We start from the raw sequence: 15,031 nt of genomic DNA, 5'->3' as shown, positions 1-15,031 counted from the left end.
GTCACCCTCGGACTGGAGGCCGCGGTGCTGCGGTCGCTGGACACCGGCGGCTTCGCCGCCCGCGGCGTCGTCGGCCTGGTTCTCATGCTCACCACGATCTCCATCGTCTGGTCGACCGTGTCCATCGCCCACCTGCTGAAGGGGACGCCGGCGGCGTATCTCGCCGGCGGGGTGTTCGACCTTGCCTGGTGCGCGGCGTTGGGGATGGCGTTCATGGTCCGGTTCCGCCCGGACCGGCGGACGGTGGTCGACCGGGTCGGTTGGGCGCTGCTCGCGGTGACCGTGACTGCAATCGGTGTGGAGGGCTACCGGTCCGGTGGCCTGGCCATGGCCTGCATTGGCGCGTCGGTCAGCATCGCCGCCAAATCCTTGTGGTGGACGTTGGGCAGGGTCACTCGGCCGGAACTGTCTCCGGGCGACGCGCAGTGGGTCGCCGCGCAGATTTCCACGGCCAGCGCGCAGTTGGCCGTTGCGTCGGTCCGCCGCCAGGTTGCCTGTGCTCAGGACCGGGCTGCGGCCGAGCTGCTGGCGATGGAAGCGGCCCGTCGGCCGCCGCGCGGCACCACCACCGCCGGCGTGCTCGGCGCCCCGGTTGCCATCACCGTTCCTGAAGTGTTCCCCGCGCTGGTGGTGGCCGCCGCCGGGGAGGTGGCTCCCGGCCTCCCCGAGATGACTCCTGTGGCTGCACCCGATCAGGCGCCCGAGAGAACAGCCGCTGACCTGCGGAAACGGCTATCCCCGGGGCACCCCGGGGCACCCCGGGGCACGCCCAAACCGGGGTGTCACCGTCCCGTCCGCTGCCCGTGCAGCAGCCGCCCCGGGGCGGTTGGACACCGAGCTGCTTGATGCGCTCGACACGCTCGGCGGGGCAGTCGCTGGCCTGTCGATCCGCGGTGCCGCGAACCATCTGGGAGTCGGGCAGGTTCGCGCGAAGCGGCTGCTGGCCGAGCATGCGGCGCGCCGGCAGGCGCCGCTGTCACTGGTCCGTGGCGACGACCGGGGGGTGACGGCGTGACCGGGCTTCCTGGCGACGACATGGCGACCCCGGTAGGTGGCAAGGTGTTGCCCGGTCCGTGGACCGCGCGGGTCGTCCCCGACCGGCGCGCCCCTGACCGCGGCGTCGTCGGCCCGCCGGCCGCCGAGCTAGCCGACGGCGCGACCTCGGCTGGGGTGGTGCTGGAGGGTGACGTCCTCGGTTCGGCGGGGGTGGAGCTCTACCGCCCCCGCGCGCTGGTGGTGTCCCGGGCCGCGGTGTCGCGGACGTGGGTCGTGGTGACCGGGGTGCGTGCGGTCGCCTCGCACCCGCAGACCAAGGCCGGCGCGAAGCTGGTCGCCCGCAATCTGTGGTATCCGGTCGCCGGGGTCGGGGTGGCCTGCGGCAGGTGGCGGGACAGTCATGGGGCGTCGCGGTATGAGCGGCAGATGCGCCGTGCGGAGATCGCGGGGGATCAGGAGAGCTTGCGGGAGTGGGAGGCGCGTGACGTCGCGGAGAAGGCGCGTCGCCATGCCCGCGTCATGGACTGGGTGCGTTCGCCTGTCGACCTGCTGCGGGCCGTCGCGGCGGGGCTGGCCGGGTTCGCCGCGCTGCTGCTCGCGCTCGGTGTGGTCCTGGCGTTGGGCCACCACGACCCCGGCTACGTCCTGGCCCCGCTCGTCGGGGTGATCGGCCTGGTCACGTTCGTGTGCTGGTTTCTCGCCGTCTACGGCGCCGCCCTCCTGCTCGTTGCCACCGGTGGGGCCGCGGCATGGCTGTGGCATCTGGGCCGTTCCCGTTCCGAGCTACCTGCCTGGGTGTCTGCGCCGCCAGCCGGCGACGCCGGCGCCGGCCGGGACGTGGTCCCGGACGAGCGGGCGATCACGAACGCGCTGCGGAACCTGAACATGCCGGCGCTGAACCGCAAGTTCCGCGAGGGGTGGACGCCGCGGTGGATCGATCCGCCCGTCCACGACGGCAAGGGCTGGCACTCCCGGCTCCTGCTCCCCGAAGGCGTCACCGTGGAGATGATCGTCAACAGCAAGCCCGTACTCGCCCACAACCTGCTCCGGCTGCCGGTGGAGGTGTGGCCGACCGAGCCTCGCGACGCCCCCGGCGTGCTGGACCTGTGGGTCGCCGACCAGGGCAGCCTGACCAAGCCGGTCGCGCCGTGGCCACTACTCACCACCGGCGTCGCGGACTACTTCAAAGGTGTGCCGGTCGGGGTCGACCCGCGTGGGAACATCGTGCTCGGCCGGCTGTTCCAAGCCAACTGGGGTGTCGCCGGGATGATGGGCTCCGGCAAATCAACGCTGATCATCACCGGTCTGTTGGGTGCGATCCTCGACCCGCTCGTGGAGATCGATGTCTACTGCATGGCCGTCAACGCCGACTACGACCCGCTGCGGCCTCGGCTGCGGACCTTGTTCGTCTCCGATGACCCGGACGAGATCCCGACCGTGCTAGCCGCCCTCAAGCAGCTCATGTCCGAGCTGTCCGACCGTGGCCGGAAGCTCTCGGCGGCCGGCGAGCCGAAACTTACCCGTGCCCTGGCCGAAGCCGACCCGGGCATGCGGCCCCGGATTGTGGTGATCGACGAATGTCAGGAGCTGTTTGTCTCCGACGTCGGAGACGAGGCCGCCGAACTGGTCGAGAAGATCGTGGCTAAGGCCCGTAAGTACGGCGTCACCCTGATCTTCGCCACACCCGTCCCGTCGGCCGACTCGCTGCCACGCAAGGTCGCCAAGGTGCTGTCCAACCGGGCGTGTTTCGCCATCGCCGATCATCAGGGCAACGACGCCATCCTGGGCACCGGCAAGCACCGCGCCGGGATCTCTGCCACGACCCTGCGGCCGATGACCGTCGCCGCGGACGGCGCGGTGGACCTCGGTGATCTCGGCACCGCGATGGCATCCGGGTTCACGCCCACCGACGGGCTGCTGCGCTGTTTCTACGTCCGACGTGGCGACGGCGTTGACGACGTCACCCCCGTCGTCGAGCGGGCCATGGCCATGCTCGACACCCCACCAGCCGTCGCCCCCGCCGACGAGGCAGAGCCGGCCGAGCACGTCGACTACCTCGCTGACATTCGAACCGTCATCCGCGCCGCCGGCGGGCTGGACCCGATCATGCGCACCCAGGAAGTCCTGGCCGGCCTCGCCGCGTTGCGCCCTCAGCTCTACCGGGGGTGGACGTTCGAACGGCTCCGCAAGGAGCTCCCAGACTCCGCTCGCCCCTACAAGACTCGCGGCCAGATGTGCGTCAACGCCGACCGCGTCACCGCCGGTTCGTTCGTTCCAACGCAGCAGTCGTTCTTCGGTGGGCGAAGAGCTTCACGTTCGCGGTGATCGTTGGCGTGGTGAGCACTCTGCTCTCTGCCCTGATCCTGGCTTAGCCGCCGTCGGTGGGGCGTCGAACGGCCAGACGCTCCACCGACGGCTCCGGCGCCAGGTTCACTTCCCAGCACGGACGGTCCACCGTCCGTGCGTTGAAAACGTGCGTTTTAACTCTGTGAGGTTGTCGCGAGTCGGAGGATGGGAGTGTCGGGAAACGATCGTCTGCCGACAAGATCATCTAAGGTTCCCCGAAGCCTTCCCGGAGCGTCGACAACCCTGTCGGCAATCAACGTCGGAAAACCTGCCAGGTGGGCTATTTTCGACGGCATGCTGATCGGATACGCGCGGGTGTCCACCCCCGACCAGAAGCCTGACCACCAGATCGACGCCCTGGTGCGCGCCGGCGTCGCCCTGGGCAACATTCACGTTGACATCGCGTCCGGCGCGAAGGCGTCACGGCCCGAGCTCGACCTCGTGATGAAGCTGTTGCGCGACGGGGACACGGTGAAGGTCACCCGCCTGGACCGACTCGGCCGATCCCTGCTGCACCTGGTGACCCTCGGCGCCGTCCTCGCCGAGCGCGGTGTCGGCCTGCATGTCGTCGAACAGGGCATCGACACCACCACCGCCGAGGGCCGCGCCATGTTCGGCATGCTCTCCGTCCTCGCCGAATACCAGCGCGAGCTCATCGTCGCCAACACCCGCGACGGCCTCGCCGCCGCCCGCGCCCGCGGCCGCGTCGGCGGCCCCGCCTCACCGTCGAGCAGGCCGCGCGCGCCCAGCAGCTCTACGACGCCGGCACCCACACCGTCGCGGCGATCGCCGCCCTGTTCGACGTGCCCCGCTCCACCGTGTACGGCCACCTCGACCCCGACCGCATCGGCGACCGGCACGCCGGCGCGGGCCGCGTCTGCCACCCCGAGGGTGATCGGCTCGCTGATGAGGGTCATGAGTCCTTTACCTAGAGCTCGGACGCATGGCGGCGCGGGACGAACGGGGCGCCGGTGGTCAGCTCGACGAAGTCGTGGTCGGGGAAATCGGCGAGGACTGCCTCCCACGAGGTGAACTCCCCGAGGTGCTGGGTGGTGCCGACGAGTGGCTCACGGATGCGCGTTCCGGTGAGGGAGTACCCCAGGTTGCCGGCGTCGTCGAGCTGGACGTGCTCTACCTGGATGATCTCCGCGAAGGGGGTGGGCATTCTGCTCCTTGTGGTGTTCGCGGTGCACGGTCGGCTGTCAGTCCTCTACTGGCTGCGTCAGGTCCGCGTCGATCCACTGGGAGCCTCGTCCGGAGATCGGCTGGATCTGGAGCTGCGGCCGCCCGTAGGACATGCGGGCGTCGTGGACGTGGATGCCGATGAGCACCTTGCCGGTGCCGGGGGCGAGCCACAGCCGGTCGGTGCCGATCAGGGTGCGGGCCTCGGTGAGGGTCACGATGCTGTCTCCTGGTGGGTGCGGGCCAGGTAGTCGGTCGGCGCGTAGGCATCGGCGCGCTGAGGATTACGCGCCGTCGATATCGGTGTCGGTGGGCTGGTAGATGCCCATCGCGGCGACGTCCAGCCGCGCGGGCAGGCTCCGGACGAACTGGTCCAGGACCATCTGCGGGGCCTCATATTCGCTGTGGTCCACGAAGGTGAGGTCACCCGTCTTCAGGGCGTCGTCGGTGACGACGTCGTCGGGTAGGCCGTGGCTGCGGGTGTAGGACAGCAGGATTTGGCGGATGCCGTCGTATTCGTCGTCGTCCCCCCGCCACGGGAGTAGGCCACCTCGGCGGCGGAGACGCCGAGGGCGTTCACCGTGTAGCGGGTCTCGTCGGCTGTGGGCGGCTCCCCGACGTAGGTGGTGGGAGAAAGGCCAAGGCCGACGTATTCGTCGTCATCGTCGTCGGCCAGGTGCTGCAGGAGGGCGCTCAGGGTGGCGATCTGCTGTTCGTCGGTCCCGGGGTCCTGGGTGGCTGGCGGTGGGTGGCCTGCTGCTCGGGGTCGGCGGCGCTCATCATGAGGCTCGCCATTTGGGCCTGGACGAGCTCGAGGGTCGCGACGGTGGCGGTGAGCTGGGTGTCGAGGTCGGACTGGTACTGCTCGGCGGCCGCGGCGACGGCGGTGTAGCGGCGGTGGACCTGACGGACCTGGTACGCCTTGGGACCGTCGGCCTGGAGCCGGGCGATGTCGCGGGCGAGGGACTCCAGATCGGCCTGAGCCTTGGCGTCGAACGCACCGTCGACCATGCTGCGCATCTCGCCGGCGTCGGGCAGCGGCACCCGGGTCAGCTCTGCGCCGAGACGTCGGGCCAGTTCGCGCAGGGCGGCCAGGGCGTCGGTGTGACGGTGGTGCACAAAGTAGACGCCGGCGTGGATCCGCACCCCGGCGAGCTGCTGCTCCACGTAGTCGCGCAGCAGTTTGCGCAGCCGGTCCGCCCCGACGTACTGGCTGCGATCGGCGAAGTCGGCCTCCACCGCAGCGAGCAGCTCGGTGATGGTGGTCTGCTCGGCAACGTCCAGCCCTGCGACGGTGTCGGTCTCGGCGGTGAGCGTCATCGTCCCGGACCCCTCGGGCACGGCCGGGCCGGTCAGGCGGACGAACTCGGCGACCGCGACCCGCACCTCGTAGCTCAGCGTCTCGTCGGCGTGGTCGGCGAGCTCGCGTACCAGGTGACGGACCATCCGGGTCTCGTCACGGGCGACGTTGCGCATCATCAGCGAGACGGTCTGGCCGGTGCTGGCGTGGCCGCGGCCACGGCCGCCGAGCGGGTAGCGGGCCCGGGCGCTCGACGTCGCCTTCTCGAACGCGGCGTCGGCACGCGGCGGGCCCGCCAGGTAGGCCTCGGACAGACCCAGCTCCTCGAACCAGGTCCGCAGCTCGTCCGGGGTGGCCTTCTCGACCCCGGTCACGTTGTAGATCACCAGGTGGCCCAGCAGTCCCGGGCCGCCGTCCCCCTCGCTCCCGCCGGTCAGGCCGCGCAGGTAGGTGTTGAACGACGCATCACCGGTGATCACATCCGGGGTGTCGGCGGGCATGTGCAGGGCTCCCATCACGGCCAAAAACGCACGTTTCAGTAACTGTTGGTGGGGGGTCAGATGGTGCGGAACAGGTCGGCGGTGGTGTGGGTGTCGGCGAGGTCGGTGACGGCGCGGACGTCGTCGCAGATGCGGTGCAGCTCCTCGGGGTCCTCCGCCCAGTCGCCGATGGTGACCGCGAAGACCCGGAACCCCAGCCGCCGGCGGCGCTCCCGCCAGGCGTCGACCCAGGTGTCGTCCAGCTCGGCGGACCCATCGGTAATGATCACAATGTCGGCGCGGGCCCGGCCGGTGGTGTTGTACTCGGCGTCGAGCGCGGGGGCGAACTCGGTGCCCCCACCGGGAAAGAAACCGGCGAACTCGCCCTTACGGGCGAGGTCGGCGGGCTGGTCGGCGGGGACCTGGTAGGGGTCGTGGGGGACCTCGGAGAACGGGATCGCGGCGCGCGCCTGGTCGAGTAGCGCCAGCGCCAGCGCCTTGGCGTAGGCCTCGCCGGTGACCGTCGGCCCGGCGGAGTAGTCGTAGTTGTTCATCGAGCTGGAGCAGTCGACCACGGCGATGATCGACCCTTGAGCCTCGTGTTCGACACCGCGCTGGTCGTAGATCTGGAGCTGCCGGTCGGCGTAGCGGATGGCCCACTGGGCGCGCAGCGCCGGCACGGCGAGCGCCACCAGCTCGTCGGGCACCAGCCCGGTCAGCTCGTCGCCGAGGGTCACCCCCACGTACTCGCCCTTCGCGTGTTCGACGCGGCGGGACCGCTGGGCGGCGGCCATCTGGCGGAACCGGCCGATGAGCTCGGCGAGCCGGGCCAGCGCGATGCGCTCGTCGGGGTCCATCCGTTGCAGCTCCACCGGCTCGCTGCCCCAGCCGGTGGCCGCGGTGGCGTCGGCGGTGAGCTGCTCCTCGGCGGCCGCGGCCCGCACGACCATCACGTCCCCGCCCGGTTCGCCGCCGCCGGCCTCGGCGGCGGCGAGATCCGCCTGGGTCGCCGCCGAGTCGGCGACGGCGCGTTGCACGTCCACCGTGCGGGGCCGGCTGACCTCCCCATCCGGGTCGCCGCCGGCGTCCTGCTCGGCGGCGTCGACGGCCTGGCGTAGCCGTTCGACGGCGCGGGCGTGCTCCCGGTGGGCGCGCCGCCCGTCGCGGCGGCCGGCGGCGGTGTCAAGGTCGGTGAGCATCTGGCGGATCCGCGGCCCCTGGGCCAGCAGCGCCATCGCCGCCGCATACGGATCGCCCACCGTGACACGGCGCAGCTCGTCATGCTCGGGGGTGTCGAGCTGGGCGGCGGCCATCCACAACGCGGACGCCAGCCCGACCGCGCCGTGCTGACCGGCGAGTTCGGCGTCCAGCTCGCCGAGCGCGGTGCAGTCGCCGGCGATCTGCTCCCACACCACCCGGTCGGCCCGCTCGGCGGAATCGACGATCCGCGGCGGGCGGGCCAGCAGCTCCCCCACCGCTGCCCGCACCTGCCCCAGCCCGGTCACCGCCGACCACCCAACATGGGGATCTTGTCCGGGGACACTCCCAGCGCCTCGGACAGCATCCGGGCGTAGACATGCTGGGCATGGTCGGCGGCGTCCCGGATCGACCCCAGCCGCTTCACCGTCGTGGCCATGGCGGTGTTCTGATCGATCGCCCAGTTCCGCAGCCGGCCGGCGTCGCCGGCCGCGACCAGCTTGTCCAGCTCGGCGGCGATCCGGTCAACCTCGTCACCGAGGTCGGCCAGGCGCCGGTCGTCCGGCGACAGATAGCCGCGCACCACCCGTTCCACCGTGCCGCGGTGCACCGGGGAGTCCCACAACACGTGGACGAGCACCGCCAGGTCGTCGACCGACACCATGGCACGCCCCGCCAGCCATGCAGCGGCCTGCAGCAGCCGCACCGCCTGCACCCACCGGCGATCCGAGCTGACGATCTCCCGGCCGCGCAGGTCCGCGCGCAGATCCCGCACCGCGTCGATCACCATGTCCGGCAGATCCACCACCGGGACCTCCACAGCGACGGCGTGCTGCACATCGGCCAGCGCCACCGTCGTTCGCCCCGCCGGCCGGCGCACGCCGGCCGCGCCGCGCAGCAGCCCCTCGAAGCTGCCCGGCTCGGACAGGTAGTCGACCTCCATGCGGATCAGCAACCGGTCGTAGAGGGCGGCGGTCGTGTCGTCCTCCGCCAGCTCGTTGCTGGCGCACACCGCGCTGATCAGCGGGCACCCGATCGGCGCCCCACCCGACTCCGGGTGGTAGATCCGCTCGTTCAGGAACGCCAGCATGCTGTTCAATGCGGCGGCGCTGCACTTGAAGATCTCGTCCAGGAAAGCGACGTGTGCCCGGGTTGCGTGGCCGTCCAGGACCTGCCGGTGCTCCCCCCGCGCCGTCAACGCCGCCAGATCCACCGGACCGAAGATCGCCGACGGTGAGATGAACTTGTGCAGCAAGATCTCCCAGTACACCCCCGCCTCGATCCGGCCCGTCAACTCCCGCACCCGCGCCGACTTCCCGGTCCCCGGTGGGCCCAGCAGCGTGTGCTGCCCCGCCAACACCCCCGTCACGATCATCCGGATCTCGGTGTCCCGCTCCTGAAACAGCCCGGCCACCTCGGCCATCACCGCCTCCAGCCCGGCCCGTAGCGCCGGCCCGCGTCCTGCGACCTGATCTCCCACTCCCACCCGTAATCCCCTGCCTCCCAAGCGAAACCTGTACCCGATCGGGTACAGACCCGACGCTAGACGATCACTTCGAAGATGTCAAAAACGAGCGTTTTCAACGTTCGGCTATCGATGTCGACCGTCCGGTTTGGCCACGTATGCGGTCACCGGATCTCCTTGATCGGGACGGTCAGATCAGAACGGGCTTTCGCGGGCGTACTCGAGCGGTCGCTCGGTAGGCCGACGGTGCAGCGACGCCAGGGCCTGCGCGACGGTGTCCCCGGTGCCGGTGCCGATCTCCCCACCAGACGGGTCCACCGCGGTAGCCAGCACGAGCGCCGGCTCGGGCTCCTCCACGATGTCGCCATCGGGGCCGCACAGGCCCTCCACCCCGGGGTCGTAGGTCAGGGTGATGGTGGCGCCCTCGCGCAGCAGCTCGTCGACGTCCAGGCGCTCCCCGGGAGGCACACCGATCACCCGGTCCGCGGTCATCAGCGCCGCCACCGCCGTGTAGTGACGGTGCAGCAGCTGCGGGGTACCGCCGTGAGCGGCGCGCACCAGGCCGGCGAGTTTCGGGCGGGCCGCCGACACCTGATGCACCGGCAGCATCTCCTGCGACTCGTACAGCTCGGCCAGGGGCACCAGCACCGCCCACGCCCACCCCGACCGCTCATGCGTAATCAACGTCGGCGACCCGGACTCGGCCAACGTGACCAACTCCGCCCAGCGCTTACGCGCCTCTTCCACCCCGACCGGCTGACCCCACCGGCCCACAGCGTCTACCAGCCCCGCGGGCCAGGTCCGATTCCACTCCACGGACACGCCTTACGGGAGTTTGTAAGGTCATGTCTGGCGGCCGACAATCCCCGCGCATCCCAGGCACCAGCATGATCCAATGAGCAATTCTTTACTCAAAAAATCTTGCAAAAGTAGGCGGCCGTCGGGGGGCCGCCAGCAGTCCCGGGTCACCGCTCGTGGAGCTGGGCGGCGGCCACGACGCTCTCGCCGAGACTCGTGATCTGGCCGCTGCGATCGTCCGCCCCCTCTGGTGCGACGTCTCGCACATGTGCGAGACGTGCTACGTGCCCTGGAGACGCTCCCGGGCCTCGGCTTGGTGCTCCAGGGCGACGGCGAGCAGAGCGGCCAGGACCGCGTGCTTCGGCTGCCGGGTCGCGTAGTGCAGGTCGTCGACGGCGGCGGCCAGGGCGGCCGCACTCTCGGCCGGCATGTACCAGGAGCGCCGGTCCATCGCCGCGGCCCCCCGCCGCGCCGCGGCGGGGGGCGGGGCCGGCTGTGGATCCCGTTGGGCGGGCGGATCCGTGGTCGGGTCGGTGCCGCCGCCGGCGGATGCCCGCCGTCTGCTGCGCAGGAGCTCGGTGAGGTCGGGCCCGGTCGGGGGCGGCAACTCCTTCTTGGGGCTCACGCGGATGCCTGCAGGAGCACGGCGGCGAGTTCCCGGTAGACGACGGCGTGCTCGGAGTCGGGCGCGTAGGTGGCGATGGTCTGGCCCATCCGCCATGCCTCGGTGACGACTACCGCCAAGGGGACCGTGCCGAGTAGTGGCAGGTCCTCAAGATGGTCGAGCTGTTCGAGGACCGTCCGGGCCAACGTGGTCAGCGGCCGGCGCACGAGGGAGGCGACCATGCCATGAAGGTGCAGCGGTGTCTCTCGCAGGTCGGCGTCGACTGCGGCGACCTGCGAGAGCAGGAGTCGGAGGGCCCGCAGGCTGGAGTCCTCGGCCTGGACGGGGACGAGTAAACCATCGACCGCTGTCAGGGCGTTGTCGGTGATGATGTCGAGGCTGGGCGGGCAGTCGATGAGGACCTGGTCGTAGTCGCCGACGCCGGCGAGGATCCGGGCGAGGCGATGCTCCCGGGCCCGCATCTGGTCAAGCGTGCGACTGACGGTGAACATCTCCAGCGCGGTCGGTACGACGTCGAGCGCCCCGCCGGCGGCCGTCGTCGAGTGGCCGACGATCAGTTCTGGCGTCTTGCCGGTCCACTCCCCCGTCAGCGCAGCCGCGAGCGTCGCCGGCCCGGTCGCCTCCTGCACCTTCAACGCGTCGGTCAGGTGGCCCTGCGGGTCCAGGTCGACCACGAGCGCCCGCCCGCCGGCGGCAGCGATCGCGCCGGCGACGTGGGCGACCGTCGCCGTCTTCCCGACGCCGCCCTTCTGGTTCACGACCGCTGTGATCGGCATACCGGGCACCGTAGCGCCTGGTACGAGACGTGCGATAGGTGCGACACGGGAATCGCACCTATCGCACCAGTGCGTCTACTCGCACAGGTGCGAGACGAGATGGGTGGAGGAAGGCACGGATCCCCGGCGTGCCCCCAAAATCAGGAGGGGTACGGCTTCGCGGAGAGGCTGTAGACGTGGTGTCCCCCGGACACCCGCAGCCCGCGCACCTGCACGTCCCGTACGCCGTGGACGCCGGCCTGGGCTGCCGCGAGGAGGCCAACCTCCTCCACCCGTCTGACCAGGTTGCGGACATCTCCCAGAGGCAAGGTCCTGGCTGAGTAGCTACGTCCCCACCATCGCCGCCAGGTCACCCGCGCCCCGGTCGCTCCCTGAGTCACGGTCGTGCGTTTCGGTGACGGCACGGCCGCGGGAGCTTCTGCCCCGATCGGCTCCGGCGCCGTCCTGGGTGCCTTGTCCACGGCATCGCCCTTCGAGCTGGCGTTCGTGCGCACGCTGTACAGCGTCCCGGTCCAACCGACGTAGCAGGCAACCTCTGTGGTGTCCGGCAGGCCCAGAACGTCCGCGCCATCGACGAACTCACGGAGGTACCTGAACCGGAAAAAAGAGTCATCTACCGGCCTGGTCTGTTCGACACCCTGTGACACCTCATCACGATAGGCGTATGACCCGACACTCTGTGACCTGTTTCGTCCTACTCGCGGGCGGCGGCTTCAGTAACGGAAGTACGGGAGTCACAAACATGACGCGGCCCCCCCTGGCCGAGGACCAGTGGGGCCGCGAACACGAGCGATGGGCTGGGCTCAGGGCAGCTTGCGGGCGGTGAGCAGCAGGAACAGGGGGCGGCTGAAATTCCGATCCCACCAGGGGTCCTCGCGGCGCTGCTGCTCGCTCGGGTGGGGCTCGCCGATGCCGACCAAGGCTAGGCCGGCGGCCGCGAATGCGGCGGCGAAGTCCTCCAGGGGGCGGGTCCAGGCGACGACCGGGGCGGGGGAGACCTCACCGGCGACGTCGAAGTGCTGCTCGATCCGGCGGGGGCCGCCGAAGTAGGTGTCGCGGTCGACGGGCCGTCCCCGGGAGCCGTAGAAGCAGGGGTGCAGCAGCAGCGCGACCGTGAGGCCGCCGGGGCGCAGGACGCGGGCGAACTCGGCGATCGCCGGTGCTGGGTCCTCCAGGTCGTTGAGGACATGGTTGGCGACGACTAGGTCGATGGTGGCGTCGTCGAGGGGGAGGGCTGCAACGTCAGCGGTCTCGTAGCGGATGTCGAGCCCGTCGGCGGCGGCTTGGCCACGCGCGGCGTCGACCAGCTCGGAGCATAGATCGACGCCGACCACGGGGGAGGCGCCGCGGCCGGCGAGCAGACGAGCCAGGCCGCCCTCGCCGCATCCAGCGTCGCCGGCGGCGGCGAGCATCGCCGGGTTCGTCAGCCCGGTCCGGTACCGATCGAGGCCGTCACGGATGATCCGCGTCCAGTAGTCGGCGTTGAGGCTGTAGCTGGACGCGGGGCTGGTCGTGGTCATGAGACTCCCGTCGGAAGATGGCTGGTCAGGGTGTCGACGGAACGTCGCACGATGGGGTTGTCGAGGGTGTCGCGGCGCAGCAGCAGCGCGGTGTGCAGTTCGCCGGCGCGCAGTCCGAAGGTGGGGTCCTGGCTAAGGGCTAGCGGCAGATAGGTGCTGACCAAGTAGTGCAGGTAGCCCTCGCCGTAGGAGCCGATCTCGCGCAGGACCTCCGCAGCGGTCTGTCGGAGCAGGATCGACCCGGGCACGCTCATGTCCGCGCTCGGTCGGCAATCTCGCATCCAGGACGGAAACGCCCACTCTTCGACCATGCGCACGGCCGGCTCCGTTTCTACGAGCCGGTGGTACTGCTCGGCGGGCTCGATGTTGGCGGTGGCCGCCAGCGCGCCCATCGTGTTGCTGCGCAGCGTGAACGCCGCCCGCCGGTCGAGGTCACCGCTGACGTCGCCGAGGTCGGACGGCGCGCCGGTGACCTTGGCGACGTGATGGGCGAGGTGCGCTTGGGCCAGTGTCATGTTGAACGAGTACGAGCGGCTGGCCAGTCGCGGGATCAGCTCCGTAGCCGCGGTGAGCAGCGGGGCGACGTCGACGAGCAGACCGCCCTGGAACAGGGCCTCCAGCGCGTGCGCAACATACGGACGGGGGACCCCCGCCTGCTCGGACAGCCGGGCGGCCTGGACCAGGTCCACGGTCACGCCCTCAGCGGCGAGGCTGCGCACGAGCGACGCGAACCGGTCCCGTTGAGGGGCATCGGCGACGTACTCGGCTACCCCTGGCACGGCGGCGATCAGTGCCTGGAGGGTTCGTCCTCGGACTCGGTCGAGCCAGTCCGGTGTTGACCAGAGGCGGCTGATGGTGCTCTCGTCCACCCCGGCGAGCAGGGCGACGTCGGCGATGCCCAGCCCTGCCCGGTTGCCGAGCTGGGATAGGTGAGACGGCGGCACCAGCATCCCGTCACCCTCCTCCGCGGCGATCCATGCGGGTGATCGTCCGTGGCGTCCCCTGCACCGGTCAAGGCGGGATGCGTCCACGCAAGTCGCCTCCGCACGCACAGGGCGGTCCGCGTCACGCAAGCAGCAGTGACGGAATGTCTAGATACGATGACTATCTGACGCCATGAGGTATCTACCCGGCCAGGCTCACCGGGATTGTTGGCCACCGGGCACTCGCGTCCCGTTCCAGGTCCGTCAGGACCTCAACCCGGTCGCCCGGGATCACGCAGACGGTGACCTCGATCGGCTGCCCCCATCGTGCCGACGCCCCGATCCGGGCCAGCTCGGCCACCGGCAGCGCTGTCGAGATGCTGAGCAGCCGCGCCTCCTCGGCGGTGGGCACCCGGATACGGAGTCGCTCCGTCCACGTGATGGGGCCGTGGCCGGCCTCCTCCAGCCTGTCCAGGTAGCCGCCAGGGCCGGTGTCCGGCGCTCCAGCCTGCGGCGCATCCGCCACTCCGCCTGGGTGGATCCACGTGTCCGCGATTTGGAACGGCTCCTCGCCGGCCGGGGAGGTCACACGGCGGCGGCGCACTGCCGGGGTACCAGCGTCGATCCCGAGGATGTCCGCCACCGTCGGAGGCACGGGCAACGTCGTGGCCTGCGGCTGACCGTGGGTCTGCCAGGGCTCATCGGCTCCGGTGGCCGCCGGCATGATGTAGCCCCGCGTCGGATCTCGACGAACCAGCCGGCCCCGCAGGATCCGCCGGCGGGGCAGGGCTCGGACGTACGATCCCGAGCCCTGCCGGGTCACGACCAGACCCCGCTGGCGCAGGAGCCGGAGCGCCTCGCGCGCAATGGTGCTGCTGCACCGGTAGGTCGACTGGAGCTCGGGCAGCGTCGGCAGCCGGTCGCCCTCCGAGAGGGTGCCCGCCTCGATCTGGCGCCGTATGTCATCGGCGATCTGCGCGGTGAGCGTCGTGGTCTCGATGGGTCCGGTCACGCGGACCACTCTACGAGGTTTCCAAGATTCTGCGCGCAGAATCTTGTGCTCACCCACCGACACTCGTACGCTGCTCATCGCAACAACAATTCTGCGCGCAGAGCGGTAGACGCGCAGATACATACGGCCGCCGAACGGGACTCCACATCCCGCCCGACGGCCTGGACCTGCAGAGCCCCCGACAGCACCGGGAGGTACAGACCCATGTTCGATCCTGCCCCAACCCAGTCCGCCCAGGAGCACGCCGTCCGTTCGTGGCGGCACGATGCGGCCTGCCGCGACCTGGACAACGATCTGTTTTTCCCGAGGGCGACGCGGTCGCCGAGAGCGCCGCGCGGGCAATCTGCGCCGCCTGCCCGACCCGGGTGCAGTGCCTGCGTGAGGGTGTCCGCGAGCCCTGGGGGATCCGTGC

16 protein-coding genes and 1 pseudogene are annotated in these 15,031 nt (G+C 70.7%); 5 read left to right on the top strand and 12 right to left on the bottom strand.

The annotated features are described in order from the left end of the window. The 5 genes and pseudogenes from G6R25_RS13310 to G6R25_RS30505 all read left to right on the top strand — a co-directional run. On the top strand, positions 1-846 hold an 846-nt coding region (locus G6R25_RS13310; protein ID WP_205447099.1), incomplete at its 5' end, for a hypothetical protein. After that, a complete protein-coding gene (locus tag G6R25_RS13305; RefSeq protein ID WP_163553216.1) occupies positions 827-1,015 on the top strand; it encodes a hypothetical protein in 189 nt (62 codons plus the stop codon). The genes G6R25_RS13310 and G6R25_RS13305, both read left to right, overlap by 20 nt. Then, a complete protein-coding gene (locus G6R25_RS13300) occupies positions 1,012-3,321 on the top strand; it encodes an FtsK/SpoIIIE domain-containing protein (protein ID WP_163553215.1) in 2,310 nt (769 codons plus the stop codon). The genes G6R25_RS13305 and G6R25_RS13300 overlap by 4 nt, the downstream gene beginning before the upstream one ends. A gap of 186 nt (positions 3,322-3,507) precedes the next feature. Next, positions 3,508-3,987 (top strand): annotated as a pseudogene (locus G6R25_RS30510) (recombinase family protein); the annotation flags it as partial. Continuing rightward, a complete protein-coding gene (locus G6R25_RS30505) occupies positions 3,981-4,274 on the top strand; it encodes a helix-turn-helix domain-containing protein (RefSeq protein ID WP_235948290.1) in 294 nt (97 codons plus the stop codon). The pseudogene G6R25_RS30510 and the gene G6R25_RS30505, both read left to right, overlap by 7 nt. Here G6R25_RS30505 and G6R25_RS13290 read toward each other — a convergent pair. From G6R25_RS13290 to G6R25_RS13240, 12 genes are all read right to left on the bottom strand, one after another. Further along, the gene (locus G6R25_RS13290; protein WP_136447900.1) at positions 4,271-4,507 is read right to left on the bottom strand and encodes a hypothetical protein; all 237 of its coding nucleotides are present in this window, start codon (positions 4,505-4,507) and stop codon (positions 4,271-4,273) included. The two genes, G6R25_RS30505 and G6R25_RS13290, sit on opposite strands and share 4 nt — an antisense overlap. Before the next feature lie 37 nt (positions 4,508-4,544). Then, the gene (locus G6R25_RS13285; RefSeq protein ID WP_136447901.1) at positions 4,545-4,742 is read right to left on the bottom strand and encodes a hypothetical protein; all 198 of its coding nucleotides are present in this window, start codon (positions 4,740-4,742) and stop codon (positions 4,545-4,547) included. Between the two features lie 475 nt (positions 4,743-5,217). Beyond that, the gene (locus G6R25_RS13280) at positions 5,218-6,339 is read right to left on the bottom strand and encodes a DUF6744 family protein (protein ID WP_328591808.1); all 1,122 of its coding nucleotides are present in this window, start codon (positions 6,337-6,339) and stop codon (positions 5,218-5,220) included. A 41-nt stretch (positions 6,340-6,380) separates the two neighbouring features. Continuing rightward, positions 6,381-7,808, bottom strand: a complete 1,428-nt coding sequence (locus tag G6R25_RS13275; RefSeq protein WP_163553214.1) for a hypothetical protein — start codon at positions 7,806-7,808, stop codon at positions 6,381-6,383. After that, positions 7,805-8,986: an AAA family ATPase gene (locus G6R25_RS13270; RefSeq protein ID WP_235826212.1), complete on the bottom strand. Its 1,182-nt coding sequence runs from the start codon at positions 8,984-8,986 to the stop codon at positions 7,805-7,807. Before G6R25_RS13270 ends, G6R25_RS13275 begins: the two co-directional genes overlap by 4 nt. Positions 8,987-9,160: 174 nt before the next feature. After that, entirely contained in the window at positions 9,161-9,712 is a 552-nt protein-coding gene (locus tag G6R25_RS13265) for a hypothetical protein (RefSeq protein ID WP_136448541.1), read from the bottom strand. Between the two features lie 331 nt (positions 9,713-10,043). Beyond that, positions 10,044-10,388: a hypothetical protein gene (locus tag G6R25_RS13260; protein ID WP_136448540.1), complete on the bottom strand. Its 345-nt coding sequence runs from the start codon at positions 10,386-10,388 to the stop codon at positions 10,044-10,046. After that, positions 10,385-11,164, bottom strand: coding sequence for a ParA family protein (locus G6R25_RS13255; protein WP_161983024.1), 780 nt, complete (start codon positions 11,162-11,164; stop codon positions 10,385-10,387). The genes G6R25_RS13260 and G6R25_RS13255 overlap by 4 nt, the downstream gene beginning before the upstream one ends. A 140-nt stretch (positions 11,165-11,304) precedes the next feature. Beyond that, on the bottom strand, positions 11,305-11,436 hold the full coding sequence (locus tag G6R25_RS28900; protein WP_268904137.1) for a hypothetical protein: 132 nt from the start codon (positions 11,434-11,436) through the stop codon (positions 11,305-11,307). A 531-nt stretch (positions 11,437-11,967) separates the two neighbouring features. After that, positions 11,968-12,684: a class I SAM-dependent methyltransferase gene (locus G6R25_RS13250; protein WP_163553212.1), complete on the bottom strand. Its 717-nt coding sequence runs from the start codon at positions 12,682-12,684 to the stop codon at positions 11,968-11,970. Next, positions 12,681-13,634 (bottom strand): hypothetical protein, encoded by a 954-nt coding sequence (locus G6R25_RS13245; RefSeq protein WP_136449282.1) that lies wholly within the window; start codon positions 13,632-13,634, stop codon positions 12,681-12,683. Before G6R25_RS13245 ends, G6R25_RS13250 begins: the two co-directional genes overlap by 4 nt. Positions 13,635-13,809: 175 nt before the next feature. After that, a complete protein-coding gene (locus G6R25_RS13240) occupies positions 13,810-14,619 on the bottom strand; it encodes a GntR family transcriptional regulator (protein ID WP_205447098.1) in 810 nt (269 codons plus the stop codon). Between the last annotated feature and the right edge of the window lie 412 nt (positions 14,620-15,031).

The sequence above is a fragment of the Candidatus Frankia alpina genome (assembly GCF_902806485.1).
GTDB classification, from domain to species: domain Bacteria; phylum Actinomycetota; class Actinomycetes; order Frankiales; family Frankiaceae; genus Frankia; species Frankia alpina.
The sequence above is the reverse complement of the archived record's forward strand: the minus strand, read 5'-3'. Positions and strand labels throughout refer to the sequence as shown.